Source organism: Candidatus Hinthialibacter antarcticus (genome assembly GCA_030765645.1).
GTDB classification, from domain to species: Bacteria; Hinthialibacterota; Hinthialibacteria; order Hinthialibacterales; family Hinthialibacteraceae; genus Hinthialibacter; species Hinthialibacter antarcticus.
This window is the reverse complement of record JAVCCE010000066.1, coordinates 88518-114247: the sequence shown is the minus strand read 5'-3', so window position 1 is coordinate 114247 and position 25730 is coordinate 88518. Positions and strand designations below refer to the sequence as shown.

The 25730-nt window shown below is 49.4% G+C and carries 21 protein-coding genes and 1 riboswitch; of the genes, 5 read left to right on the top strand and 16 right to left on the bottom strand.

Annotated elements, in window-relative coordinates:
* Nucleotides 1-61: 61 nt before the first annotated feature.
* Together lon and P9L94_16955 are read right to left on the bottom strand one after the other, a co-directional pair.
* Complete coding sequence (lon, locus tag P9L94_16960) at nt 62-2485, bottom strand: endopeptidase La (protein ID MDP8245776.1); 2424 nt, start codon at nt 2483-2485, stop codon at nt 62-64.
* A gap of 8 nt (nt 2486-2493) precedes the next feature.
* Nucleotides 2494-2907 carry an Hsp20/alpha crystallin family protein gene (locus tag P9L94_16955; protein ID MDP8245775.1) on the bottom strand — a complete coding sequence of 138 codons (414 nt, stop codon included), beginning with the start codon at nt 2905-2907 and terminating at the stop codon, nt 2494-2496.
* 159 nt (nt 2908-3066) lie between these two features.
* On the opposite strand from P9L94_16955, the gene P9L94_16950 reads away from it, so the two are divergent.
* Nucleotides 3067-5718 carry a carbohydrate binding domain-containing protein gene (locus P9L94_16950; protein ID MDP8245774.1) on the top strand — a complete coding sequence of 884 codons (2652 nt, stop codon included), beginning with the start codon at nt 3067-3069 and terminating at the stop codon, nt 5716-5718.
* Nucleotides 5719-5753: 35 nt separating this feature from the next.
* On the opposite strand, the gene P9L94_16945 is transcribed toward P9L94_16950, so the two are convergent.
* Entirely contained in the window at nt 5754-6851 is a 1098-nt protein-coding gene (locus tag P9L94_16945) for a glycosyltransferase family 4 protein (protein MDP8245773.1), read from the bottom strand.
* A gap of 66 nt (nt 6852-6917) precedes the next feature.
* Nucleotides 6918-8816 (bottom strand): Gfo/Idh/MocA family oxidoreductase, encoded by a 1899-nt coding sequence (locus P9L94_16940; protein ID MDP8245772.1) that lies wholly within the window; start codon nt 8814-8816, stop codon nt 6918-6920.
* Between the two features lie 243 nt (nt 8817-9059).
* Here P9L94_16940 and P9L94_16935 point away from each other — a divergent pair, with 243 nt between their 5' ends.
* Nucleotides 9060-9743, top strand: a complete 684-nt coding sequence (locus P9L94_16935) for a response regulator transcription factor (protein MDP8245771.1) — start codon at nt 9060-9062, stop codon at nt 9741-9743.
* A 2-nt stretch (nt 9744-9745) separates the two neighbouring features.
* Here P9L94_16935 and speY read toward each other — a convergent pair whose 3' ends face one another.
* The 12 genes from speY to P9L94_16875 form a co-directional block, all read right to left on the bottom strand.
* Complete coding sequence (speY, locus tag P9L94_16930; GenBank protein MDP8245770.1) at nt 9746-10843, bottom strand: deoxyhypusine synthase; 1098 nt, start codon at nt 10841-10843, stop codon at nt 9746-9748.
* A 5-nt stretch (nt 10844-10848) separates the two neighbouring features.
* Nucleotides 10849-12264: a cysteine--tRNA ligase gene (gene cysS, locus P9L94_16925; GenBank protein MDP8245769.1), complete on the bottom strand. Its 1416-nt coding sequence runs from the start codon at nt 12262-12264 to the stop codon at nt 10849-10851.
* A gap of 78 nt (nt 12265-12342) precedes the next feature.
* Entirely contained in the window at nt 12343-12789 is a 447-nt protein-coding gene (locus tag P9L94_16920) for a CoA-binding protein (GenBank protein MDP8245768.1), read from the bottom strand.
* A 103-nt stretch (nt 12790-12892) separates the two neighbouring features.
* A complete protein-coding gene (locus tag P9L94_16915; GenBank protein MDP8245767.1) occupies nt 12893-13915 on the bottom strand; it encodes a sugar-binding protein in 1023 nt (340 codons plus the stop codon).
* A gap of 97 nt (nt 13916-14012) precedes the next feature.
* On the bottom strand, nt 14013-14660 hold the full coding sequence (locus P9L94_16910; GenBank protein ID MDP8245766.1) for a DUF1080 domain-containing protein: 648 nt from the start codon (nt 14658-14660) through the stop codon (nt 14013-14015).
* A gap of 53 nt (nt 14661-14713) precedes the next feature.
* The gene (locus P9L94_16905; protein MDP8245765.1) at nt 14714-15868 is read right to left on the bottom strand and encodes a hypothetical protein; all 1155 of its coding nucleotides are present in this window, start codon (nt 15866-15868) and stop codon (nt 14714-14716) included.
* Between the two features lie 9 nt (nt 15869-15877).
* On the bottom strand, nt 15878-16873 hold the full coding sequence (locus P9L94_16900; GenBank protein ID MDP8245764.1) for an iron ABC transporter permease: 996 nt from the start codon (nt 16871-16873) through the stop codon (nt 15878-15880).
* The gene (locus tag P9L94_16895; protein MDP8245763.1) at nt 16870-17670 is read right to left on the bottom strand and encodes an ABC transporter ATP-binding protein; all 801 of its coding nucleotides are present in this window, start codon (nt 17668-17670) and stop codon (nt 16870-16872) included. Before P9L94_16895 ends, P9L94_16900 begins: the two co-directional genes overlap by 4 nt.
* The gene (locus P9L94_16890; GenBank protein MDP8245762.1) at nt 17663-18553 is read right to left on the bottom strand and encodes a helical backbone metal receptor; all 891 of its coding nucleotides are present in this window, start codon (nt 18551-18553) and stop codon (nt 17663-17665) included. The genes P9L94_16895 and P9L94_16890 overlap by 8 nt, the downstream gene beginning before the upstream one ends.
* A 103-nt stretch (nt 18554-18656) precedes the next feature.
* A riboswitch (cobalamin riboswitch) is annotated at nt 18657-18833 on the bottom strand.
* Nucleotides 18834-18923: 90 nt separating this feature from the next.
* The gene (locus P9L94_16885) at nt 18924-20645 is read right to left on the bottom strand and encodes a hypothetical protein (GenBank protein MDP8245761.1); all 1722 of its coding nucleotides are present in this window, start codon (nt 20643-20645) and stop codon (nt 18924-18926) included.
* A gap of 166 nt (nt 20646-20811) precedes the next feature.
* Nucleotides 20812-21648: a FecR family protein gene (locus P9L94_16880; GenBank protein ID MDP8245760.1), complete on the bottom strand. Its 837-nt coding sequence runs from the start codon at nt 21646-21648 to the stop codon at nt 20812-20814.
* Nucleotides 21645-22310, bottom strand: coding sequence for a sigma-70 family RNA polymerase sigma factor (locus tag P9L94_16875; protein ID MDP8245759.1), 666 nt, complete (start codon nt 22308-22310; stop codon nt 21645-21647). The genes P9L94_16880 and P9L94_16875 overlap by 4 nt, the downstream gene beginning before the upstream one ends.
* Before the next feature lie 155 nt (nt 22311-22465).
* On the opposite strand from P9L94_16875, the gene P9L94_16870 reads away from it, so the two are divergent.
* The 3 genes from P9L94_16870 (at nt 22466) to murF (ending at nt 25722) form a co-directional block, all read left to right on the top strand.
* Entirely contained in the window at nt 22466-23164 is a 699-nt protein-coding gene (locus P9L94_16870; GenBank protein MDP8245758.1) for a prepilin-type N-terminal cleavage/methylation domain-containing protein, read from the top strand.
* 102 nt (nt 23165-23266) lie between these two features.
* Complete coding sequence (locus tag P9L94_16865; GenBank protein ID MDP8245757.1) at nt 23267-24073, top strand: alpha/beta hydrolase; 807 nt, start codon at nt 23267-23269, stop codon at nt 24071-24073.
* Nucleotides 24070-25722: a UDP-N-acetylmuramoyl-tripeptide--D-alanyl-D-alanine ligase gene (murF, locus tag P9L94_16860; protein ID MDP8245756.1), complete on the top strand. Its 1653-nt coding sequence runs from the start codon at nt 24070-24072 to the stop codon at nt 25720-25722. The genes P9L94_16865 and murF overlap by 4 nt, the downstream gene beginning before the upstream one ends.
* Nucleotides 25723-25730: the final 8 nt, after the last annotated feature.

Sequence of the window (25730 nt, the reverse complement as noted above, 5' to 3'; positions counted from 1 at the left end):
CGAGCGCATGGGTGAATTGTAACGCACCGTAATTCATCTTTCGCAGTCGTTTTATCGGTTTTTATGAACGGCTTCGTGATGTTTGTTTTCGCGAGGTGCGTTTTTTTGACGTAGTTCTACGCTTTGGTTTGCTTGAATCAAGAGCTTCTTTGAGAACGTCTTCAATCATTTCTGCAAAAATAAATGTCAGTTCTTTCCGAATGCTTTTATCAATTTCTTCCAAATCTTTTTCATTACGCTTGGGCATCATGATTGTTTTGATTCCAGCGCGGTGGGCGGCAATTATTTTTTCTTTGATCCCGCCAACAGGCAAAACTTGACCGGAGAGCGTGATCTCTCCCGTCATGGCGAGATCGGGGCGGACGGGTTTTCTTAAGGCCGCAGACGCGACCGCTGTCGCCATGGTTACGCCCGCTGATGGCCCGTCTTTTGGGACTGCGCCAGCGGGGACGTGAAGGTGAAGTTCATTCTCTTTAAAAAATTTCTCGTCGATGCCCAGGTGTCGGCTTCGCGATTTGATGACCGAAATCGCCGCGCGCGCCGATTCTTTCATAACGTCGCCCAGTTTTCCCGTCAGCAGAATTCCCTTGCCGCCGCGTACGGGAAGCGCTTCAACGAACAGAATTTCGCCGCCGACTGACGTCCAAGCCAATCCGGTTGCCACGCCGGGACGCGCGGTCCGTTGCGCCACTTCTTCGGTGAACTGAATGGGGCCGAGAACTTCATTCAAACGCGCCTTGGTAATTTTGACCCGACGCCATTTGTTGCGTGTTTTCTTTACGGCAATTTTACGCGCAACCGCAAACAATCGTCGTTCTAAATTACGGACGCCCGCCTCTCGCGTGTAGCCGCGAATTAGTTGTTCGAGAGCGCCTTGCCCAAATTGCAGGTCGCCTTGGTTGAGACCATTTTCTTTCACGGCGCGAGGGACAAGATACCGTAACGCGATTTGCTCTTTTTCATGCGTCGTATACCCCGCCAGGCGGATTTCTTCCATGCGGTCGCGCAACGGCGGTTGGATACGGTCGGGCACGTTCGCCGTCGCGATAAATAAGACTTGGCTTAGGTCGATGTCGATTTCCATATAATGGTCGCGGAAAGCGTGGTTTTGCGCCGGGTCTAACACTTCGAGCAAGGCCGATGAAGGATCGCCGCGAAAATCGCGTCCGATTTTGTCGATTTCATCTAACATAAACACTGGGTTATTGGTGCGAGAACGCTTAATTTGCTGAATAATGGCGCCGGGCATAGCACCGATATAAGTTCGTCGGTGTCCACGAATTTCCGCTTCGTCGTGTACGCCGCCCAATGAAAGCCGCGCGAACTTGCGCCCCAATGCACGGGCAATGGACTGCCCCAGTGAGGTTTTTCCTACCCCGGGCGGGCCGACAAAACAAAGAATCGGCCCTTTGATATTAGGGTTTAATTTTCGCACGGCCAGATATTCAAGAATGCGCTCTTTGACTTGTTTGATGTTGTAATGGTCTTCGTTGAGAATGCGTTCCGCCTTGCGGATATCGATTTTATCTTGGGTGTTTCTTAACCAGGGATATTCCAGCAACCACTCGAGATAGGTCCGTTGCATGGGATATTCCGGCGAACTGTTCGGCATCCGTTCGAATCGTTTCAATTCGGATTCGACTTTCTCCAACACATACTCGGGCAGCGGCGTGGTTTCGATTTGTTCACGGATTAAATCAATTTCCTGGTTTTCATCATCCGCTTCGCCTAGCTCTTTACGGATGGCGCGCAATTGTTCGCGCAGGTAATACTCTTTTTCCGTTTGGCTGAGTTTGGTTTCAATTTCGTTTTGGATTTTTCCGCCCAAATCAACAATTTCGAGTTCACGGGCGACTTCTTTTAAGGCCAATTTGAGTTTGCGTTCTAAAGTTTTAACTTGATAGACTTTTTGCAGCGCATGTTTATCGCTGCGGGTTAAACTCAGCCCCATATACGCCAAACGGTGTGGGTTCTGTAATGAAGTGGGCAGTCCTTCTAACTCGCTTGGAATGCCTGGCGAATTGCGAATCAGTTCCTCTTCACGCTCCGCCAACTGCCGCATCAGCGCTTCGATGGCGCTGCTGCGTTCAACGGCTTCGGGGATAACGCTGACTTTGACCCAGGGGATGCCGTCGCGCATGGACAGCGAATGGATTTTAACTTTTGAGACGCCGCGCGTGACCAGTTGGGTCACGTCTTCCGGGCCGCGCATCATGCGGATGATAAACGCTGCGGTGCCGATTCGGTAAATCTCGTTGATTGACTCTACGGGGTCGGTGTCGTCCGCTTTCGAAGTAACGGCGGCAAACAAGCGGTTTCCTTTGGCGGCCAGTTCAATTGCCTGCACCGCTTCTTCGCTCGATATTGCAATCGGCGCGGTTGCGCCGGGAAACAAAACCGCATTATGCAACGGAACGGCTGGCAACCATTCGGGAATTTGAATGGCTTCCTGCTTATCAGGTTTTTCTTCGATGATATCGTTCATGGTATTTGCTATTTGATATACCTTTTTTTCACGCGAATTGATAGAAGGCCGTTCTTATATTCCGCATTTACATGTTTTTCACTAATGTTGCCCGGAAGAATGATCGTTTTTTGAAATGGCGTAAATTGAATCTCTAACTGGTGATATCGGCTGATGGGCGCTTCTTCATTTAGATTACGCTCTCCTCCCAAAATCAAACGGTTATTGACGGCGTGCAATTGTAACGAACCTTCCCGCAATCCAGCCGCTTCTACTAAGATCACCAAGTCGTCTTCCGTTTCATAGATATCCATCTGTGGAGACCAGGTGGTTTGCATATCGGTTGTATCTTGATATTGAAATTCAATGACGTGTTTTGTTTGACCCACGCCATCTTCAGACACAACCAATGTTTTCTTAGATTTCCGGTTCATACGAACCATAGAAACGCTCCAATTCGCCCGCAAGCGCACAATAATGTTCTTCTTGCGCTTACGGAAACATTTTACATTACATACAATTTTAGACGGCGTTAGTGAGAACTCGAACCACAACGATACAATTGTTAACAAATCATCTTGGCGAAGAAAGGAAGGCGCCTCATGCTACAGCGCATTCAATGTCTACTGATGGTCATCATCACAAGCATCATGGCATTCAACCTCTCAATTCAATCTCAACAACTCACGCCCTTCACATTGCCTTGGAATGACGGCTCCGAGAGCATTACCAATGTGTCCAGCCTCTTAGAAAAGCCTGCGGGCAAGCATGGATTTGTCCATACTGATGAAAATGGACGCATGGTAGACGGCGAGGGAAAACGCATTCGTTTTCTAGGAATGAACACCTCTTTCTCGGGCGGGTTTCCACCGAAAGACATCGCGGAAGGCGTCGCGTCGCGGTTAGCGAAATACGGGATCAACTGCGTTCGCATTCATCATCACGATTCTTTACGCGCCCCCAACGGCGTATGGAAAGAAGGCACGTCCGATAAGCAACAGCTCGACCCGGACGTGATTGACCGGCTCGATTATTTTATTTCAGAACTAAAAAAGAACGGCATCTACGTCAACTTGAATTTGAAAGTCGGGCGCGAAGTGATAAACGGCGACGGCTTTGAACAAACTGATCGTTTGCCGACCTACGACAAGGGGCCAGATCATTTTGTTCCCCGAATGATTGAACTGCAGAAGGAATTTGCCAGCGATTATTTAGGACGAACGAACCCCTACACAGGATTGCGGTACGTTGATGACCCTGTCGTAGCGCTGGTTGAAATCAACAACGAAGCCGGGTTGTTAAACGCATGGCGAAACAATGATTTGGACAATACGCCTGAATCATATATGGCCTACCTGCAAAATGACTGGAACGAATTTCTCCAAGGTCGCTATTCAAACACAGACGCCTTGCGCGCCGCCTGGCAAGCGCCCAGCGCCGGGTCGGGTGAAGAAAAACTCACGCGCGGGCTGGCTGGATGGAACCTGCAACAAGCGGAAAATGGCAAGGGGACAAAAACGATTGCGAATGACGGCCCCGACGGCGATTCGGCGATGAATGTTGAGGTTACCCAAGTCGGCGACCAAAGTTGGTATGTTCAATTGATCTATTCTGGATTGAACATCGAACCGGAAAAAGTGTATAAGGCCGACTTGTGGATGAAAGCCAGCCGCCCGCGAACCGTGGATATTGGAATTCGGCAAAACCATGATCCCTGGCAATTTTTAGATTCGACCCTGTCGGCGAATTTGACCCGCGAGTGGCAGCGGTTTGAATTTCTGTTTAGCTCAGGCCAAGGCGATTCAAACGCGCGTATGGATATCACCGGATTCGGCGGACAACTCGGCAGTATATCCGCTTCGCGAATCTCCCTTACCGAAAGCAGCTTTGACGGTTTGCCGCAAGGCGAAACGCTTGAAGACGGCAGCGTTGCTTGGATGCGCCGTGACATATTCGCCCGCCGCACAGTTCAAGCCAAGCGCGATTGGTATGAATTTCTGGTTGAACGCGAAACGCAATACAACCAGGAGATGCACGATTACTTACGCAATGATCTTGGCGTCAAATCGCTCATTACTGGAAGCCAGATGGGCTTCAGTACGCTGCTGTCGCAATTGCCGCATGATTACATCGACGACCACGCTTACTGGCGCCATCCCAGTTTCCCCAATAATTCATGGGACTCCGTAGACTGGGTTATCCAGAACGATTCCATTGTCGATACGCTCGACAATTCCCTGCTTCACATGATGCAGTCGCGCATCGAAGGTCGGCCCTATACGGTGTCTGAATATAATCATCCATCGCCGAATGTGTACGCATCCGAAGGCGTCCCGTTGCTGGCTGCCTATGCGGCGTTTCAAGATTGGGACGGCATTTTTTATTATTCGTACAGCCACAACACCAACTACCCCGATCGCAGCATAGACAGTTTTTTTGATTTCACAGGCAACACGCCCAAGATGATGTGTATGCCTATCGCGGCAAACCTGTTGCTTCGCGGCGACATTGAAATTGGCCGCGACCCCGTCATTGGCATATTACAGAAAGAGACCTATCTAGATCACATCTTTGATCGCAACGGTTCTCTGTGGACGCGCCCGCTGCTCGATACCGATGTGAACGCTTTCGCTCCATATACGCATCGAACGGCTGTGCGCGTGGTGGATGAAGCGCAGACAATCGAGAACCCTGAAACATCGACCTCGACCGTCTTGCTTGAAACGGATACGGAAGAAATTCAGTTTCGTAAAAAAGGCGTGAATGCGTATTACCAATTGATGGCGGACCAAACGAAAGGGTTTATCGGGTTTAATCCTGGGCGGCTCATCGACTTGCAAGACGGCGTTGTTTTAACGGTCGGCGATACGGTCCAGAATTGGGCGAACGTCCTTTTAAGCCTGATGAAAAGCGACAACGAGGGCGACCATTGGTTGTTAATGGCGACGGGATACTCCGAAAACAAAGGTATGGTTTGGAAAGACGAAACCAAGACATCCGTCGGCAATCAATGGGGCGACGGCCCGCCGTTGATTGAAACTGTTCCTCTTCGTATCGAATGGGAACGCCCAGGCGTTGAAGCCAAAATTTATGCGTTGGATGAACAAGGCCAACGCGCAGGCGAAGTGGAAAACGCGACGAAAGACATCGACGGTGGATTCGCCATAGACCTGATGAACGGCCCCTTGGCGCCCTGGTATGAAATCGTGATTTTTGATCCATCAGAAGTGCGTGAAGCAGGACTGCACAATTGATCGAAATATTTGGGCGGGAGCGTTCCCGCCCAAATTTACTTCTGGCGGATCACTTTTCTGTAAACGTCCAGCGTTTGTTCGGCAATGATCTCTATCGTGAAGTTTTGCAATACGGAATTTTTTCCGGCTAAGCCAAGGTTCGCGGAAAATTCCCTATCATTTAGTATTTTGGTGAGTGCATCAACAAGGCCTGTTTTGTCGCTCTTATCAATCAATAATCCCGTATTTTTATCTTCGATGATTTCTGGAATGCCACCGGCTCTCGTAGCAACCACAGGGACGCCGCAGCACTGCGCTTCCAAAATCGAACTACATAATCCTTCTTCGAGAGAAGTAATGACAAAGCAATCGAACGCCTGATAAAAGCGCTCAATATCGTTTCTGAATCCGGGAAAGATGAAGTTGTCTTTAACGCCTAATTCAGCGGTTTTTTGCTTCAACGAATTGAGTTCTTTGCCGTCGCCAACCATAATAAATTGAATGCCTGGATGCGCTTGAATGATCTCCGGCGCTGCATCCAAAATAAGCGCTTGGTTCTTATTGAGTTCACAATGCGCAACATTGCCAACGACAAACGCGCTTTCTGAAATTCCGAATTCTTCACGAATGCCCGGTCTCGATTTTCTCTCAAGCATGTCCGCGTCAACGCCGTCTGGAATAATTGTTATCGCCTTTTCGTTCACGCCTATTTGTAATAGTGGCGTACGCGCGGCATTTGATACGGGAATGAAGTGGTCTGCAGATTGATATTTTAATCGGTTCCACGGCGAATTTTTTAATGAGAACGAAACCCGGCGGGAAACAATAAGGGGGATATTTCTCTTGTTAAACCGGTTCGCGAACGCCGCGATTGCATGAGCGCGGCCCGTATGCGCATGGATGACCTCGCATTCATGCGCTTGCATGATGTGCGATAATTCCCATGCGGCGAAAATATCCAAGTCAGAGCGCTGTTTTAGTGAAAAAACTCCGCCTTCTTGCAGGAATTTGTCTGCGATTGTTGACCCTGGCGGCGCAGCCAAGGCGGCGCTGTGCCCCAATTTGCGCTGCTGGCGAAGTAATAGCAACAACTGGTTTTCGCCGCCGCGCCAACCACATTCGCTTGTTACATGGAGAATGCGTAACCGTTCCATGACTTGCTTTCATGAAAAAGGGCTTCCGCGATTGCGAAAGCCCTTTCAGAGTTTTTGAAACGCTGATTATTTTTTTCTGGCCGTCTTCTTTTTGACACCTGTGCGCCCTTTGGGCTTCAACGGAAGTTTGACGGTCTTGCCTGTCTTTGCTGATTCATAGACCGCAAGAATGATCTCTAACGGACGCCGTCCCTCGCTGCCGTCAATCATCGGCTTGCGGTTATTTAACACCGCTTCGCAGAAGTCTTTGATCTGGGCGACGTGGCCTTCATTGGTGATCGCCTGCGGATCAGCGGCGCCGCTGCCGCGTTCGACGGCTTCGTCTGCATCGGCATTTTTTTCGCCGCGAATCTCACGAAGCGTAATCGAACTCTTGTTCATTATCATGGTGCCGTTGGTCCCTGTGACTTCGATGCGTTCATCCATGCCAGGGTAAGCAGCAGTCGATGCGATGATGGCGCCCATCGAGCCATTTTTGAATTTAAGCATCGCATAGGCAACGTCTTCGACTTCAATGCGATCATGCGCGAGGCAGGCAGTCTGGGCGGTGACGCTCACGACCGGCCCCATCACCCACTGGAAGCAATCGACGGTATGGACGCCCTGATTCATCAGGCAGCCGCCGCCGTCAATGTCCCATGTGCCGCGCCAGGCGCCGCCGTCGTAATAATCTTGGGTGCGGAACCATTTGACATACGCCTCGCCTTGCACCAGATTTCCGAGAACGCCTTCATCAACGGCTTCTTTCAATTCTTTCATGCCGTCGTCCCAACGCCGTTGTGATATGACGCCAAGTTTCACATTGTTCTTTTTGCAGGCGGCGATCATGGCGTCCGCTTTATCTAATGTGACCTCAATGGGTTTTTCGGTCAGGACATGCTTTTTAGATTCCGCCGCTTCAACAGCAATCTCAGCATGTAAACCGCTCGGAACGCCTAGCGTGATTGCATCAATATCAGTGCGCTTCAACAAGCGATTGACGTTGCTGTATGCGGCGACGTTGTATTCATCTTCCGTTTTTTGTAAGTTTGGGACTTTTTTGCTATCAGCAACCGCGACCAAATGCGCTTGTGGGACTTCTTGAAGCGCGTCGCAATGGAACTTGCCAATAAAACCCATGCCGACCACGCCGACGCGAACCTGGCGTGTTTCCATGCCTTCTTTCTTACATAATTTTCGGAATTCTCTTGTTGCTTCCGCAAAATTATCCGGGCCGGAGAATCCGGCGAACTGTCCGCCGTGTGCGAGATGCGGTTCCATGGTTGCGAAGCCGGAGAATCCGCTGCCGACTAATTCACGAACCAATTCAGGAAACTCGCCGTCGCCCTTCCCTGCGGTTTTAAAGGTTCGATCAAAACAACAGTCTTTGATATGCAGATGAGTGATTTGGTCTTTCTGCATCTCATACCATTGCGAAAAGGCTTTGGTTCCACAGAAAACATAATTGGCGGGATCAAAAATCAATTTAAAATTAGGCGAATTGACCGACTCGGCAAGGTCTTTGCAGCGAAGGCCTGTATCGCCGTAGATGTTCGCTTCGTTTTCATGCAAAAGCATGATGTCGTTTTCTTCCGCGTAATCAGCCATCTCGCGAAGGCGCTTAATGACTGCGGAGCGAAACTCTTCCGGCTCGCGGCCTTTGGGAAAATAAAACGAGAAAATACGAATGCGGGGGCAATTAAAATACTTGGCCATTTCGACCGCTTTCATGTATCTCGCCCATTCTTTTTTCCACGAACTGGTGATGAGCACTTTGCCCAATGGCGAACCGATTTCTGAAACACCCATACCGTACTTGCGCAACAAGTCGCGCGCATCTTTCTTTTGGCGGCGGTTCAGATCGAGAACATTGGTTCCCCATAAGTTTCGAAGAGCAATGTAATTGATGTCCATTTTACGCATTTCACGCAATTGGATTTCAAAATCTTCGTGAATTTCATCCCCAAAACCGCTGAGTTTTAACATAATTCTTTTCCTTGTATGAGATTTATTCTCTTATTTATACCACTGTTCCATGTTTTGGTTAAACCCCATCCCTGTTGTGGGCGTTGTCGTAGTTAATGTAAAAAGTTGTAAATTCATAAACGAGAATCAATTTTAACTCTGTTCACATGCAATTGTGTATGGCATCATCATTCTATTCAAATGTTTTGCGATATAATGAAACTGTGATTTTAGAACTAACTCTGAATCGCGTGGATGAATATCATGCCTCGTATACTCATCATCGAAGACGAACCAGACATGCGCCGGGGGTTGCAAGACAACCTGGAATTTGAAAATTATATGGTGGTGACCACCGCCAACGGCGTTGAAGGATTACGGCTCGCGCAAAAAGAAGAATTTGATTTGATCTTGCTTGACCTGATGTTGCCAGGCATGGACGGCATCGACGTTTGCAGGCATCTCAAAGACGGCGGCTCATTAACGCCGATCATTATGCTGACCGCTAGAGGTTCCGAAGCGGATAAAATCGAAGGCTTGGAAATCGGCGCCGACGACTACATCACCAAGCCATTCAGTTTGCGCGAGCTACTGGCGCGTATCAAAGCCATCCTACGCCGTACGCAAATTGAACCGCGTGAAAGTATCCATACTTTCCAGTTTTCTGATGTCACGCTTGATTTTGACCACATGACTGCGACTAAGAATGGAGAAGAATTGGAGTTTTCTCCGCGTGAAATGGAGATCATGAAACTCCTGGTCGAAAGCGAAGGTAAGATCGTATCCCGCGAGCAATTTTTAAAACAAGTCTGGGGGTACGACAACGTCCCCGCAACCCGAACGGTGGACAACCATATCGCGAAGTTGCGGCAAAAAATCGAGATCGAACCCGATTCGCCGCAACACATCATCACCGCGCACCGCCAAGGCTACCGCTTTATTCCCTGATTTTACTTGCCCCAGTGTTTGGATTTTTTAAATGCTTTGAGCATGCGATCCATACACTCATCACGCTTTTCCCAAAGCCGTCTCGGTTTTTGTTTGGGAACCGCGCTGAGAATATATGAAACAAACAATGGGATGTACACGCTGCAATCGCCATAGACGACTTGGGTCGCGCTGAGTTGAGTCGGATCAATCTTGCCCCAGCTGACGGCTTCTGACGGAGTGGCGCCGGACAGCCCGCCCGTGTCGATTCGCGCATCGGTGAATTGCACGAAGAAGTCGTGGCCTGCTTCGGGCAAACCCAAGACTTCTTGAATATGCGGCTCGGTTTGTAAGAGAAAATTCTTCGGGCTGCCGCCGCCTAGAATTAGCGCAGCGGTTTTGCCTTTGGATTTCTTCGCGTCATAAACCCATGCGGCGGTCAAATTCACGTCGAGGTTCGGGTCAACAATGATCGACTTGCCTTCCAGAGCGAGCCCCGCCAGGTTCATGCCCGTGCTTGAGTCGCCGGGGCTGGATGTATGAATGGGCATATCCATCTTGGCGGCGGCGGCCAGAACGCTGAACTCATGCGCCTTTGGATTGCGCTGCAACAAGGCTTCGCCCAAAATTCGGTGAATCACCGCGCTGGATACCGGGCCTTCAATAGGATATTCGCGGAAAAGTTTTCGTATGAACGCGTCGGTGTCAAACAGCGCGTCGGCTTCAAAATAAATATCGTGAATGCGCACCACGTCGTCTTTGCGTAGTTTGGTGTCGTCCACATCCGGGCTGCCTTCGAACATATCATATCCCAGGCAGGAATGCAGATCGTGATACATATTGGCGCCGGTGCTAATCATCCAGTCGATGTATCCACCCTTGATGAGCGGGATCAAACAAGAGCGCCCGAGGCCGGCAGGGACGAGTGCGCCGGTCAGGCTCATGCCGATGGTCGTATTTTCGTTATACACCCGGTCGGCGAACAATTGGCAAGCGTTGCGTAGGCCGCGCGCATTGAATGAAGAAAAGCATTCGTCAATTAAAGCGCGGGCGGACATATTTTTGCGAACGCCGTTCGGCGTAATCGGTTTGACGTAGTAATTGCTTTTGTTTTTTTTCATTTTGATTATCGGCGCTTCCAGCGCATCCCTTCCCGTGTGTCTTCTAAGATCACGCCTTGTTCGGCTAGTTGGTCGCGAATCTCATCCGCTCGCGCATAGTTCTTTGATTTTCGCGCGTCCAGGCGTTCTTCAATCAGGCGTTCGATGTCTTCATCAAGCAAGCCGTCATCTTGTTTCATCACGCCTAGCACATGATCGACTTGCTCTAAAATTTCGAGTATTTCCTTCGCTTGCGTTGAAGATAGCGCTTCCGTATCAAGGACTTTGTTCGCTTCACGAATAAAGTCGAACAAGACGGAACAGGCGCGCGGCGTGTCGAGGTCGTCGTTCATGTGGTGGGTAAAGCGTTTGAAAAATTCGTCCGACTCTCGTTGCAAGTTGTTTGATTGAGGCGCCTCAAGGTTGGCGTCTGCTTTTTCCTGTAAGCGTTGTTTGAAGTCCATAATACGCGACCAAGCCGAGTGGGCGGCGTGCAGCGCATCCATCGAGAGGTTCATCGGGCTGCGGTAGTGGTTTGAAATAATGCAATAGCGGATCGCCATTGGATGAAATCCTTTGGCAAGCAAATCGCGCAGCGTATAGAAGTTGCCTTTTGACTTCGACATTTTTTCGCCGTCAACCAAAAGGTGGCGGCAATGCAGCCAGTATTTGACGAAATGTTTTCCGGTGCAGCCTTCGCTTTGGGCGATTTCATTTTCATGGTGGGGGAAAATATTGTCCTCGCCGCCGCAGTGAATATCAAACTGATCGCCGAGGTATTTCATCGCCATGGCGGAGCATTCGATGTGCCAGCCGGGGCGGCCTTCGCCGAGTTCGGTCTCCCAAAAGTGCTCGCCTTCTTTGCGCGATTTCCATAAAACAAAATCGCGGGCGTCATCTTTTTCATATTCGTCTGAATCAATGCGCGCGCCGCTGAGCACTTCTTCAGGCCGGACGCCGGACAATTTTCCGTATTCTTTGAACTTTTTAATTCTAAAATAAATCGAGCCGTCTTTGTCGTAGGTGAAGCCTTTTTCTTTAAGCGTATTAATCATTGCGACCATTTCATCAACATGCCCGGTCGCTTTTGGGTATTCATGGGCGCGCTGAATGTTCAGAGTGTCGAGGTCGTCAAAGAAGGCTTCGATGTATGGCGCCGTACATTCATAAATCGATTGTCCCGTTTCTTGCGACTTGCGGATAATTTTATCTTCCACATCGGTCAGGTTCATGATGTGTTTGACTTTGTATCCGCGAAATTCTAGAAAACGGCGCAGTACGTCTTCAAACAGATAGGCGCGAAAATTCCCAATATGGGCATAGTCGTAAACCGTTGGCCCGCAGGTGTATAGCCCGACGGTTCCAGGCTCTAACGGTTCAAATTTTTCTTTTTTATTGGTGGCGGTATTTAAAAAATGCACGTCTTGAATCACGTCTGACATCGGTTCCGTCCTTAAGAAATTAATAACAGAACTGAATTATAGGCAGGAAGGCGCAGGGCGCAAAGCATGAGGGGGAAATTATGTGGTGAGGCCTAACATTCGCCACACAAAGCGATGTACGGCATGAATGCCCCCGACGGGTTTGGCGTACATCAAAATGCACTGTCCGAAAACCGCATGTAAACCATTTTGGTTGCAATAATTTTTGGTTTCATCTGATCCAGCGCCTTGCTGCACCCAGACATAGCGTACATTTGCTTTAACGGCGTCTTTCAGGACATCCAGGACTTTTTCTTTTCCGACAACCACCACGACGCCTTCTACAGGCTCCGTGATCGAATCAAGAGAAGGATAGCAAATTGCGCCTTCAAATGATTCCATTTTTGGATTCACAGGAACGACGTCATACCCTTTTGCGGAGAGTTCTTTAAAGATGACATTACCGAATTTTTGATGCCTGGATACGCCGACAACAGCCAGTCGCTTGAGATAGACAAAAGATTCCGCAATTGATACCGCTGTCATATCTTTGCTCTAGAGAGGAAGGGATTTCAAACGTGAAGTTGAAAATTTGTTAGGCTAAGCGGGGTGCGTAATGTTACGCACCCCGCTCATGATTGAATTTGCGTTATTGCAACTGCCAGTCATTGATCTCAGTGGATTCACCAAGAATAATTTCTCCGCCGCCGGCGCGCGACAAACGACCAGTTTCATTGATACCAACTTCCCAGAAAGCCGCTAGTGAATCAGGATCAAGATAATCTTTATTGGCGATTTCCTCTTCAAGAAGAAGGTCCCAATTTTCATCGTCTGGCGTCGCGCCGATTGCGCGAACGCGGCTGGCCCAGAAGTATTGAATGGCGAGATCAGCGCCGTCGTCATCATCAACGCCCAGGTTAAACGCCATCGTCGTTCCCGGAGTCAAAGTTACGCCCGCTTCAGTATCTTCGAGCGTCGCTTTGCCGATTCGAACTTCAACAGCCCAGCCATCAGCCGTTTCAATGCCGATTCCATAGATATCGCCGTCTTCAGCATACGTCCATTCTGAAGCGCCGCCCCAGCGGAATGTAGGGGCTTCTTCTGTCCCCGCGTTAAATGGAAGACCCGTATCGTAATCAAAAGCCGAGATCAAACCTTCCCAGTTAAAATAGCAGTGACCGCCATACAGATTATTTACTGAATCGGTATTGTAGTCATAGCGGGAATTACTGGGGTCCATCACGATTTCAATGGCGTCATCTTTCCAAAACGCTGCTGGCGGGTCATTCGAACGTACCACGTCATCTTTAACAGATACGCCCAGATACAAATTGTCATCATCATAAGCAAGGTAGAAGGTAAAACTATTATCGTCCGGCCCTTCCCACTCTTTGGCGCTGGCGAAGTCGAGTATCCAGGCGTTCTTGCCAGGAACAATTTCGGTGCCTTCATAGCCGCCATATTCACCAGAAGAAATACTTCCATCTAGCGTGATGGAACCATTCCCTACTTTAGGAACAGTCGTCGTTGTGAGATCGACGTCTGACCAGGGGCCTTCTGCGGTCATGTCGAAACTAAGAAATGCATCGACCATTTCATCTACGGTTTGTGCATGAACCGGCATCAGCAAGCAAACGGCCGCTGACAAGACAAAAAAATTCTTAAATCTCATTTCTACATCCTCCAAATGAAATAGAATAAAAAGACTAGCACCATCTTAGTGCTAGTCCTTATTATTCTATGAATTGAATATGAAAGTCAATGCAAATCTATAGTTCTCGAATATTTATATTACGGTACTCCACCCACATTCCTGCTTCGGTATGTGAATCTTGCAGGCCGATGAAGCCTTTGAGCGGCTTGTTTTGAATTGAGGCGACTTCCTGTTGAGGGACGTCAACAGTTTTCACGTCATCGACAAAGACCATAATGCGCGAGCCTTTGCAGAGAATTTCATATTGGCGCCAGACTTCGGGCGATTCATCCGGTCGCGCTAAAACAGGCAGGCTGCCATACAATGAGCCAGTGCAGTGCGAGTCATCGCGGGGCGGCTGTTCATTCGAGATTTGGCATTCATGCCCGGTTTCCCACGGGTTGCCCTGCTCTGCGCAGCGAATAAAGACGCCGCTGTTTCCGCCCGGAGACACGCGAAATTCTAAACGCAAAATAAAGTCGCTGTATTCCCGTTTGGAGCGCAGCCAGTTTCCGCCTTTGCCGCCTTCACTGCGGATGACGTCATCGGCGACGCTCCAACCGGCGGGGTCGCCCATGACCACCCAATCGCGTTGAATTTTTCCATCAAAAAGCGATTCAAACGGCTGATTGGTAATGACCTCGTTTTCGCCAAAGCCCAGCCATGAACAGGACGAAAGGGACATGCAAGCGGCAAGAGCGATCAAAAATATACGAATTTTCATTTGGTATCCTCCAGGCGGATTCAAGTGAATTGAATCTGTCAATTAAAAAGGGTTCAAGTCAACAAATCATTTAACTGCTTCATGCGATGAGAAAAAAGATGTTCCCGGCATATTATTTCAGACGCCTCTTGAGACCATTGTGTCCGCTTTTCGGGTTTATCCAACCACTCTTGCGTCTGAAATTCAATTGAATCCGGCGTATCCGCCTCTGGCGCCCATGGAAAATCCTCTATGCCAAAACGGTTGTCCGGGTCCATATCACGGCTCGACAATTGACCGTAACGGGCGCTGGCGAGCATAAAGCCGCCCAAGCGCGGGACAAGGAAATCACGGTGCGTTGGCGCTGAAAATCCCTGTAAACTGCGAAGATTGATATTGATTTCAACGGATTGAATTAACGGATGATAGTCAGTTAGAGGACCAATTCCACCTTTAAAGCACGCTTGCAGCGGTGTGTTTTCTATATAGGGGCGCCAAGCGTCATTACCGTAGAGATGGAAGTTCTTCTCCGCCAACGGCGCTAAATATTGCAGGCGATGAATGCGGTTGGCATTAGCATAAATATAATACGAAACTTGACCAGTTAATGTAATGCGTTGAGTTTTTGATAACGGGAATTTAGCGAGTAAATCATTAAGATCAGCGGTTGGTTGTTTGGCTTTTTTCTTCGCAATCGAATCAAAATATCCGGCAATGTCTTGCGAAAGCGCATTTCGCATGGCGGATAAATCCGCCGCAGCGCCGACATACGCGACAGCTGCTTTCAAGCGGGGATCGCGCTGAACGTCAATGGCGTCCGGTGCGGCAACGGGCAAGAACAAAGTCGTTTGGGCGCCGCGTTTTTTTGCGCCCGCTTCAAACGAGGGGTCAGACAGCAAAACGATTTCGTCAGAAGAAAACGCCTCATTGCCCATCAACAATGGATCATCAAACAACCACGCGAGTGAAGTGCATTGAGGTTTGTCGAACCCTAACTGCTGCCAGAATTGTTGCGCTGGATGGTTGGCAAGTAAGACGGAGGTCGGCTCAAATTCAACAAGTTCATTCCGCATTTGAATGAGCGAGTTTGAATCATCGGGATTCAGCTGGGATATAAATACCGTCTTCCCGATTTGACGCAGACCGTCCGCCGCCCAACGCAAGATCGACCGGGCGCCGTGCGAGCGTGGATCGTCAAACAACCAGACTCGATCCAGTGATACAGCCATTCATGTCCCCTAGTTGCGGCGAACGAGTAGATAGATAAACAACGGCCCGCCAATCATAGCGGTAATCACGCCAACTGGAATCTCACGGGGCGCGAGCATCGTTCGGGCGATAGCGTCGCATAGAACCAGGAAGGCGCCGCCCAGCATAAACGAACCCGGCAAGACGATGCGGTGGTCGAATCCGCTTAAACGCCGCACTGCGTGAGGCGCGATCAGCCCGACAAAACCAATCGGCCCCGCGAGTGAAACCGCCGCCGCCGTCGCCAGACTGCCGCCGAAAAATAAACGGCGGTGCGCTGACCGAACATTCACGCCATGCCCCATCGCCATGTCTTGCCCTAAGGTGAGATGGTTAATCTCGATCATACCGCCGAACAACAGCCCCAGACCCGGCAGCAAAAACGGCAGCAGCAGCGACAGGTCGTGATAACCAACCACGTCTAATCCGCCCATCAACCAGCGGTCCATTTGCGCCAGATAGTTTGGGCTGGCGATATAGCGCAGAAGCAAAATTATGCCGCCGCATAAAATGGAGACAGTTACGCCCGCAAGCAACAACGTGTTCATGGCGATGCCCTGGGAGCGATTGGCGAGCAAGTAGATAAACCCCATCGACAACGCCGCGCCAGCCAACGCCAATGCTTGCACCGTCGAGAAAGGCCCCCATGACCATTGCAGCGCTGGGAAAATGATCGCAGACGCTGCGCCGACCGCTGCTCCTCCGGTGACGCCGAGGGTATAGGGTTCTGCTAAGGGGTTGCGCAACATGCCTTGAAAACAAGCGCCTACCGTCGCTAAGGCGCCGCCGACCAACGCCGCCAGGATGATGCGTGGAATTCGTTGAAAGAAAAATATTTCAGAATCAATTCCGTTTTTTCCTGAAAGTGCGGCTTGAATGGAAATGGTTTCACTGCCAATGAGCGGGGCAAGAATCAATGAAGCGACCAAGCAAATAACGTAAGGAGACAATAACAAAACCAGTCTCGCGGGCGTGAGCGTCTTCAATGGCTTGCCTCCATGATGCGGGGAAAGATAACCGGGCGCCCTGTTTGGGGATGCTGAGCGAGCAGTAAATCTTCGCCATAGACGCGATGGAGATAGTGTTCGGTTAAGACGGCTTCCGGCGTTCCGTCGGCGGCGATTTTTCCTTCGTCCATGAGCACAATACGCTTGCAAAAATGCGATGCTAAATTAATGTCATGCGTCGCCGCCAAGACGGTGATACCGTTCTTCGCTAAGTCGAGAAGAATATTAAAAAACCGTATCTGATGGTGTGGATCAAGCGCCGTTGTGGGTTCATCGAGTAACAAAATGGTCGGTTCTTGCGCGAGAACCGACGCAAGAAATACGCGCCGTTTTTCGCCGCCCGATAGTTGAGAGAGGCGTCGAGTTTGCAAACCGGAAATTTCTGTCGAAGCCATGCAATCTTGCATAACCTTGCAGTCTTGTTCGCTTAAAAAACCGCCTGCTCCCGCATGGGCATAACGCCCCAATGAAACAATCTCGCTTACGAGATAATCATATTCGCTTTCGGGGTCTTGCGGTAAATACGCCAGATGCCGGGCCACTTCGCGCCGTTCCATTTTTTGCAACCGCTGCCCATTTATTTTGATTGCTGCGTGTGAATGTATGACCCCGGAGGCCAGGCGCAACAGCGTACTTTTGCCCGAACCATTCGGGCCGATGATGGCAATGATTTCGCCCGCGTTTGCTTGGAACGATTGTGCGTACAACCGCCATTCGCTTTGGTCATATTGAAACTCTAACTCCTCAATTGAGAGACGGGCGCACGGTTCAACCATGAATGAGTTCTACCAATCTCTCCGCCGCTTGCGGCATTCGCGGGCCGGGAATCAAAAAGAACGATTCGGTCACCGCATACACGCGTTGGTTTTCGACGGCGGGCAGCAAGGAGGCGCTCTGCCAGTCTAACGCGGCCTTGGCTGCATCTCGCGTGTTTTCTAATTGAAAATCCAAAATGACCTCAGGCTCGCGCTTCGTAATTGCTTCGAGTGAGATTTGAGGATATTCGTCGCCCAAGTCGCCGAAGGTGTTCTCGCCGCCCGCAAGCGTAAGCAATTCACTTAAAAATGTCCCGCCGCCGCAGGTGGTGATATTGCTCAAGGCGCTGGATTTTCGGCCTAATGATATAAATACGTTCGGTTTTGGTTGAATTTCGGATGCCTGTTTTTTGACGTTGTCTAAGCGCTCCTGCATGGTTTGAATGAGCGCGGCTGCGTTTTCATTAACGCCGAGAGTTTTACCTACGCGGCGAACGTCATTCAATATCGTTTCGATGTCGGTCATATCAATGCGTAATAATTGAATCTGGTTGTCCTTGCAAAACAGCGTGAGTTTTTCGCTTTCGCCTTGCAGGATCAACAAGTCCGCTTTCATAGAGAGAATGCGTTCGTAGTTTGGGTTGAAATATCCGCCGATGAGCGGCTTATCGACTGCTTCAGGCGGGTAGGCCACAAAGTCGCTGACTCCAACAACCCGGTCGCCGCAATCCAACGCAAAAACAATTTCAACCGCGCTCGGCGCCGCGCAAATAATGCGGGACGGAAACGCGCCGCCGGGAGAGGCTTTGCGTGAGGTGTGGTTCGACTGATAGTATTGTAATGAGAAGGATAATACCGCGCCGATGATGAGTAAAACGATAAATGCAACGACAGAACGGTTCATTCTAAACTCCAAAAAGTTCCGCCTAAAGAAAAATCCCCAGCGGTAGATCAACTGGGGACCAAGAACGTACTGTGAAATTCACCGCGCCCTTGGTCCCCGAAGAGGCGATGTGGATGTTTGCGGCTGGTCTCCTGGCTTACGGCCGTTATCCAGTTCCCCTTCCCGTCTGATTGACAGTGGCTCGGAACGGCTTGACCGATTACAGTGGCGGGACCGCGCCGGATTCTCACCGGCTTCCCAAATGATTCGCTCAATGCGAACCGCAAACATATTTATTTTGCTTTTTATAGTATATGGGATGGGGCGCAAAAACGTCAGGCCGGGCGAATAGGCGTCTTATCACGCCTGCTGGCAAAGCCGATAAACGGATTTAGTGATCGACGTGAAGCAACCAGTCAATGATCGAAGTGACTTCTGTTGGAGTCGGTGTTGGTCGAATTGGGGTTGGAGACGGCGTCCCGGGACGGTTTGGCGTCGGTGTGCGAGTTGGCAAAACTGGCGTTGGAGTGATAAACGGCGTCGGCGTCGGTTCAGGAATATCGCTTGGATACATTAAACGAATCGTCCGCAGCCATCCACGATTTGATAGAGCGGTTATGTTAAGACGCGATTCCGCATGTAATTGCGTTATCTCTCGAAATCCGGTATGGATGACCTCTTGGCCGCCATTGTCGTCAATCCAGACGATGCTTCCATCAAGGTCGTTCATCGCAATGACAAAGCCTTCATCGGCAACGCGGGCAAAGACGGGCGTAAGCGGACTATTATAATCATCCGCGAACTCAAGCGTGAGAATGGATACTGGAGTAAACACGTTGCGTATTGTGGCGTATTGCCAAATATCGCCCAGCGCATCCAACGCATAGGCCGTCTCTAAAGAGCCGTCGACTTCGACGTCGAAGTCAACCATTCCAACCTGAGCGCCTCTTGCGCTTTGCATGACCTTCCCGGTGTCGCTGTTGAGTTTCTTTAATTCGCCGATTAAGTCGTAAGCCCAAATGCTGTTGCCTTCGCCCTTGACCAGTTTTCCCGGAGCGAACAATTGCGAGGTCAATGTTTCATAGGTTCCGTCATCATTCACTACGACAATTTCACCTAAATTTGTGATGGAAAGAAACAACTTGGTTGTTGCCAAAATGCTGCCAATACTTTCATTTTCTAATTCAGCGGGCATCGTGCTGGGTCTGACAATTTGGCTCACAATCGACGAAATCCCGGCGTGGGGCGCGGTTTCTGCAATTAAATAGCGGTTTATCTGGTTAGGAATTACGGTAAAAGCGATTGGGGCGCCCAAGCCGTCCCAAAGTACATTGCGCTTGCCCGACCAGTCATAAAAACTGATTCGTTCCGCATGTTCTTCTAAAACAAAACATCCGTTTTCATTCGCCACCATGTCAGTCGGGCCGTATAAATCTTCGACGAATAAACCTTCAACCTTGCCAGTAATCAGATTGATTTGGTATATCGCGCCAGGGGATTGGATTCCGGCGATGGTTCTATCTACATGGCGAACGCTAAGTAAAGCGTGAGAGTTATTGCGGGGGTCCTGAACGAAACGAATCGGGTCAATAAACGCGTCATCAATTGACCATTCAAAGATTGGCGGCAATGGAATCGGGTCTTGGTCAACTGCAATCGGTTCCATTGTAACTCGTCCCGAAATACCGGAACGATCAACGAGTTCAGATGTCATTAAACTACGACCAAATACGAATGAATCGCTGGGAAATGAAAGGCCGTCCTGGATCAATGTGTGTCCATTTGAACGCAGGCTATAGCGGGAAATTCGCCCCGGGTCCATTTCAACATAATAGATGTTATCGAGTTGGTCGGTGCGGATTGAGGCCAAATCATTCAAGCCGCGAAAAAGAGTTTCCCGTTGATTGTTCCCGACTGCAATGACTCTTCCTGTCGAGCGCTCACCGACGAGAAGGCGCCCGCCTGAATCAAATGCAAGCGCGACCGGATCAGTGAATCCTGTCATTAAAGTGTCGATGCGCAGCGTTGAAAACAGGCTATTGGTGCGAAGGCGTGATATTTCACCAGAATCATTTTCTGCAACGATGATAGAACCGTCTGGCCATTCAACCATTCCAGTGAGGAGATTTTCGAGTCGAACATGAGACTGTACGGATTCAACAAAAGGAACTTCAGCTTCAGCTTTAAATAAACTCACTGTAAATAAAAAGAAAAATAAACCTCCACCCAAAAGGCGGAGGCCTTTAATTACAAAAAGAGCATTAAAAAAAGAGTCGCTTTTAGCGATTTTTTGTTTGTTGTAACACATTGGGCACGTCTCGTGTAGTGAATCCCTTCCCGATAAATGAGCCACGCCATTTAGCAATATCATCGGCTGTAATTTGTGTAAGTTGAATTTTCGAGGCAGGTTTCATCACTGCTTCTTCGTTCGGGTTTAAGAGTTGTTCGCTGCCGTCTGTGTGAACCAGTTTAACGCTGCCTTCTAACAAGCGAACAGTCGTTTTATCATTATTAACTTCAACTTCGAATTGCGTCCCTAGGACAATGATGGTTCCGTGTTGAGTTGTGACGGTATATTGGTTTCCATCGTCTTTCCCGACTTCGTTCCAAACCTTGCCTGTTTCGATGAAGAGACTACGTACGCCTGTAATCATTGCGATGGTATTGGGCGCATATTCCGTAACCGATTTTTGATCGGCCATTTTGATGGAAAGAAAACCATCAGATTCTACATCAATCTGATTTTGCGAAATCACTACGGTCCCTTGTCGGTCGAGTTCGGTGAAAGTCGCGTCTTGGTTTTGCATCATAAAGTACAGGCCTGTGAGCGCAATCACAAAACAGGCCGCAACAGCAGTGGGAATCGCTGCGCCGCGAAATTGCGGTAGATGAATCACATTGGGCTGAGCGCTTTCTTGTCTGACTGCTTGCAAGACATTACCGCGGACGCGGTGCATCTGGCCCCATGACTCAAGTGATTCGCCCAGTTCGTCGAACTCTCCAAACACGCGGTTCTCATCGGGCTGGTTCGACAGAAATTCTTCGACTTCGCGCTTTTCATCATGGGAAAGGCGGCCTTCTTTATACAACAACAGCAGTTCCGGTTTCAACTTCATGACTTCGCCTCTATTTCTTGAACTGACATATCATGCCTGCCGCTAAAGACAATTTTTACATTCATCCGCTTTGCGGCGTCGAGCAAATTTGCTTTCGCCGCAGCCAATTTTCGGTAGGCCGATGAAGTGGACTCATTCATCGCCGCTGCAATTTCAGCCCGCGAACGCTTTTCAACGTAAAACATGTGTAAATAAGACTTGCTCACCTCTGGGAGTTGTTCCATCAGGGCGTCAATAGCGGCGGCGCGTTGCGGTTCCCGGTCAGAACTTGCGTCGCGCCAGTTTGTTGCTGCGTACCAGACGATATCAAGCATTGATCTCATCCTTTTTTTCTTGCGCAACCAGCTGATGCAGCTGTTTTTCGCCGTTTGAAACAAATACCCCTCGAAGGCTTGTACTTTTTTAATATTGTTCAGATTCCGAAATACCTTAATAAATGCTTCTTGCGCTACGTCTTCTACTTCCTGTGAATCAACATATCTCCTAACGAAGGAGGAAACGCGGAAGAAATATCGGTTAAACAGTTCTTCAATGGACTGCTCACAGCCTTGCTGTGCGCTTTCAATCAGAAGAATCAGTGCTTGATCTTCTGTTTGGTCGATTTGGACCGAGGCTTCTTCTTTATGGGCCGTCGCCTCTATCCGCTCCATTGCAGCTGTCATCCGAGTTCCCCTTCTCGTGTTTTCATAATTCTAGACGCCAGGGGGCGATTAAAAGCTTCAAAATCGGGAAAAATACAAATTTTTATTACAAAATGCTTGTTTACTCATTTTAGTTATACTATAATAGCGTAGACGTAATGGGAAAAGTGTCTGGGATGATTATGCAATTATTTGGGCGTTCTTCACATATTGTTTGCCAAAACCGACCCAACGGCGGCTTTACTCTCGTTGAGTTGATGGTCGTTTTGGCTGTGATCGGCGTTCTTTCATCCATTGCGGTTCCCCGTTTTTCTGACATGAAACTTCGCTCAGAAATGACGGCTTCTAAAGCGCAAATGAAAGCCTATGGCGACGCGGCCCAAACATTTTTTATGGATCGCGACCATTACCCTTATAGTGTATCGTACGACTCTAAGATTGACCTCAGGATTTTAGAACAAGGCCAGTACGTGTCCAGCACCAACGCCGCTGACCCGTTTCAGCGCTTGCCCGAAGATGAAACCCTCGAAACGCGGCGCCCTTCTATCACCTCATTTTTTGCGGGTGAAAGCGACAAGCGCCACGGTTTTGTGTTTGTCAATTATCGAAATTTCGTCACGGACGACATCCCCACCATTCGCGGAATCGGTCTCTACAGCATCGGCCCCGACCGCGCTGATTCGCTGTTGAGTTTGTATCCGCTGGCCAATGAATCACAGCTGATGATTCGTCGGCGTTTGCTGACGGTGTTTGGTCAAACCGCCATGACTCAAGCGATGACAGTCTATAGCCCTACCAACGGACTCTACAGCGACGGCGATTTTGGTTCGTTCCGTGGCGAGTTCGAAGGTTTTGTTCCCGGCGAGACCTTTTAATTTCGATTCTGCTAGAAATATCCCCCTCTTAGAATTCCCTAAAACTCGTTATTATAAGTTATACTCGGCGTAATTTATCGTAAGTCTGTTGAGGGACATGGCGTGAATGATTCATCCAATCATTCTTGTATGAAAACCATCCATTACAACGGTTCTGATATCCCGTTGGCCTATTCTGATGTAGGAACAGGAAACGCTAGCGTCTTTCTACATGGTTGGGGCGCCAATCGGTCGTTCTTTCAGCCGCTGACCGACTCACTCTCAGAGACCGGGCGCTGTATCTCGATTGACCTGCCTGGTTTCGGCGGTTCTCCGCCTCCACCCGCGCCTTGGAGCACCATTGAATATGCGGAGTGCGTTCTCGCGTTTTTGGATGAACTGAGGCTTGAGCCGTGCATAATCATTGGTCACTCATTCGGCGGGCGCTTAGCGATTCGGCTTGCTGTAAAGCACCCCCATCGTTGCCGCGCGTTGGTATTGATCGCAGCGGCGGGGCTTCGGCGCAGCGTCCCCATGCTCAAGAAAGCGCGCATCCGTATGATTCAATATACGGCGCGAATCGCCAAAACCCTGCTTCCAGGGCGGCTTGGTGAATCAATTAAACAAAATTTGTATAAAAAGATTGCATCTCGCGACTACTTAGATGCAGGCGAGTTGCGTGAAACATTCGTCAAAGTGGTGAATGAAGACCTCGAACCTCTATTGTCTTCCATTCAAACCCCTGTTTTATTGCTCTACGGCGCTGATGACACTGAAACGCCGCCGGAATTTGGACGCCGCATGAAAACACAATTGCCTAACGCTCAGTATGTAGAATTACCGGGCTTCGATCACTATTCGATCCTGACGCGTGGGCGCCATCAGGTCGAGCACCATATCACAGCCTTTTTGAAAGGCCTGCCGCAATGATCTTTAGTTTTAACACCATTGGATGGATAGCCTTAATCGCAGGCTTTTGCGTTGCTTCATGGACGATCACCAAGCGCTTTCTCCATTTTTTCCAACAGGAAGAATATGACGCGAGGCGCTTTCTCTATTGGTGGATCGCCAGCAATTCGTTTGAGCGTCGCGCAACCATTTTCGCGCTTATATTTACGTTATGCAGCCTATATCTCATCCCAGAATCCTATTTTCTGTTCATGGCGGCGTCTTGCTTATTCGCATCAATCATTGCTCTGTTTGGAGCCACTAACCGCCCGGCGAATACAAAAAAACCGTTGGTTATGACTGCACGCGCAACGCGCATTTTCACGCTTGCGATTGGGTTGCAGATTTTTTCTTTGATATTCGGTTCCACCTATTTTGCCTCAGCGTTAAATCAATACTGCACCCTTCCCTATCTTCCTGTTACGCTTTTCTTTATTGCGCTTTCCTTCATATTGGTTCCAATGTTTATTGTGATTGCGAATGGGCTTCTTGTTCCTTATGAATCCTTGAACCAGAAGAAATTTTATAAAGAAGCGCAAGCGATTTTGCTTGACAGAGATACTGTTCTGATTGGCATCACAGGCAGCTATGGAAAAACCTCAATCAAGCAGATTTTAGCGCATATTCTGAATGCTCATGCGCCGACGTTGGCGACGCCTGGCAGCGTCAATACCGTGATGGGAATCGCCCGCATTATCCGTGAAAAATTGACGCGCGACCATGAGTATTTTATCGTCGAAATGGGCGCGTATGGCGTCGGTTCGATTCAGCGTCTCTGCCAATTCACCCCACCAAAAGTTGGGATCGTGACGGCGGTCGGCGTTGCCCATTTTGAGCGCTTTAAATCCCAGAAAACGATTTTTGAAGCCAAGTCAGAATTACCGCAAGCGCTGCCTGAAGACGGTTTTGTCATCTTGAACGGCGACGATCCCTTCTGCCGACGTATGGCGGAGCGTACCAAAGCGAAGGCGCTGTTTTATGGAACAGACCGTGATGCGGGAGCGTTGGATTGTTGTTTATCGGACTATGAATTGACCGCAGATGGAATCCGCTGTTGTTTTGAGTACCAAGATGGATCGCATCAGGTTACGTTGCCGATTTATGGGCTTCATCAAGCCATGAACGCGGCGGGCGCGTTTCTTACCGCGATGCAACTGGGCGTTGCGCCGTTGACCGCAATTGCGGCGTTGAAATCAATGCCGCCTATTGACCATCGGCTGGTTGTTCAGAAGTCGGCTGGCGGCGTCACCATCATCGACGACGCTTATAATTCAAATCCGACCGGGTTTGAGAATGCGCTAGACGTATTGCGAATTTTACCCGGACAGCGGAAAATTCTGGTTACGCCCGGTATGGTGGAACTCGGCGACCGTGAAGACGCTGAACATCAGCGGTTGGCGCCAAAAATTGCCGAAAGCTGCGATATCATTTGTCTGGTCGCGCCGCAGCGGGTACAGAGTTTGGTCGATGCGCTGACGCAACAAGTACAAGGCGACGGTCTAAAACTGTTTTCAACTTTGCAAGAAGCGCGAGAATTTCTAAACCAAAATCTCAAACCGGGCGATGTTGTATTATATGAAAACGATTTGCCTGATTTGTATGAGTCGAGACAAGCCTTTCGTCTTTTTTGAATTACTGA

What these genes read in the sequence shown, in the direction of transcription:
- lon (MDP8245776.1), bottom strand. Translation starts at nt 2,485, where the DNA reads ATGAACGATATCATCGAAGAAAAACCTGATAAGCAGGAAGCCATTCAA.
- P9L94_16955 (MDP8245775.1), bottom strand. Translation starts at nt 2,907, where the DNA reads ATGGTTCGTATGAACCGGAAATCTAAGAAAACATTGGTTGTGTCTGAA.
- P9L94_16950 (MDP8245774.1), top strand. Translation starts at nt 3,067, where the DNA reads ATGCTACAGCGCATTCAATGTCTACTGATGGTCATCATCACAAGCATC.
- P9L94_16945 (MDP8245773.1), bottom strand. Translation starts at nt 6,851, where the DNA reads ATGGAACGGTTACGCATTCTCCATGTAACAAGCGAATGTGGTTGGCGC.
- P9L94_16940 (MDP8245772.1), bottom strand. Translation starts at nt 8,816, where the DNA reads ATGTTAAAACTCAGCGGTTTTGGGGATGAAATTCACGAAGATTTTGAA.
- P9L94_16935 (MDP8245771.1), top strand. Translation starts at nt 9,060, where the DNA reads ATGCCTCGTATACTCATCATCGAAGACGAACCAGACATGCGCCGGGGG.
- speY (MDP8245770.1), bottom strand. Translation starts at nt 10,843, where the DNA reads ATGAAAAAAAACAAAAGCAATTACTACGTCAAACCGATTACGCCGAAC.
- cysS (MDP8245769.1), bottom strand. Translation starts at nt 12,264, where the DNA reads ATGTCAGACGTGATTCAAGACGTGCATTTTTTAAATACCGCCACCAAT.
- P9L94_16920 (MDP8245768.1), bottom strand. Translation starts at nt 12,789, where the DNA reads ATGACAGCGGTATCAATTGCGGAATCTTTTGTCTATCTCAAGCGACTG.
- P9L94_16915 (MDP8245767.1), bottom strand. Translation starts at nt 13,915, where the DNA reads ATGAGATTTAAGAATTTTTTTGTCTTGTCAGCGGCCGTTTGCTTGCTG.
- P9L94_16910 (MDP8245766.1), bottom strand. Translation starts at nt 14,660, where the DNA reads ATGAAAATTCGTATATTTTTGATCGCTCTTGCCGCTTGCATGTCCCTT.
- P9L94_16905 (MDP8245765.1), bottom strand. Translation starts at nt 15,868, where the DNA reads ATGGCTGTATCACTGGATCGAGTCTGGTTGTTTGACGATCCACGCTCG.
- P9L94_16895 (MDP8245763.1), bottom strand. Translation starts at nt 17,670, where the DNA reads ATGGTTGAACCGTGCGCCCGTCTCTCAATTGAGGAGTTAGAGTTTCAA.
- P9L94_16890 (MDP8245762.1), bottom strand. Translation starts at nt 18,553, where the DNA reads ATGAACCGTTCTGTCGTTGCATTTATCGTTTTACTCATCATCGGCGCG.
- P9L94_16885 (MDP8245761.1), bottom strand. Translation starts at nt 20,645, where the DNA reads ATGGTTGAATGGCCAGACGGTTCTATCATCGTTGCAGAAAATGATTCT.
- P9L94_16880 (MDP8245760.1), bottom strand. Translation starts at nt 21,648, where the DNA reads ATGAAGTTGAAACCGGAACTGCTGTTGTTGTATAAAGAAGGCCGCCTT.
- P9L94_16875 (MDP8245759.1), bottom strand. Translation starts at nt 22,310, where the DNA reads ATGACAGCTGCAATGGAGCGGATAGAGGCGACGGCCCATAAAGAAGAA.
- P9L94_16870 (MDP8245758.1), top strand. Translation starts at nt 22,466, where the DNA reads ATGATTATGCAATTATTTGGGCGTTCTTCACATATTGTTTGCCAAAAC.
- murF (MDP8245756.1), top strand. Translation starts at nt 24,070, where the DNA reads ATGATCTTTAGTTTTAACACCATTGGATGGATAGCCTTAATCGCAGGC.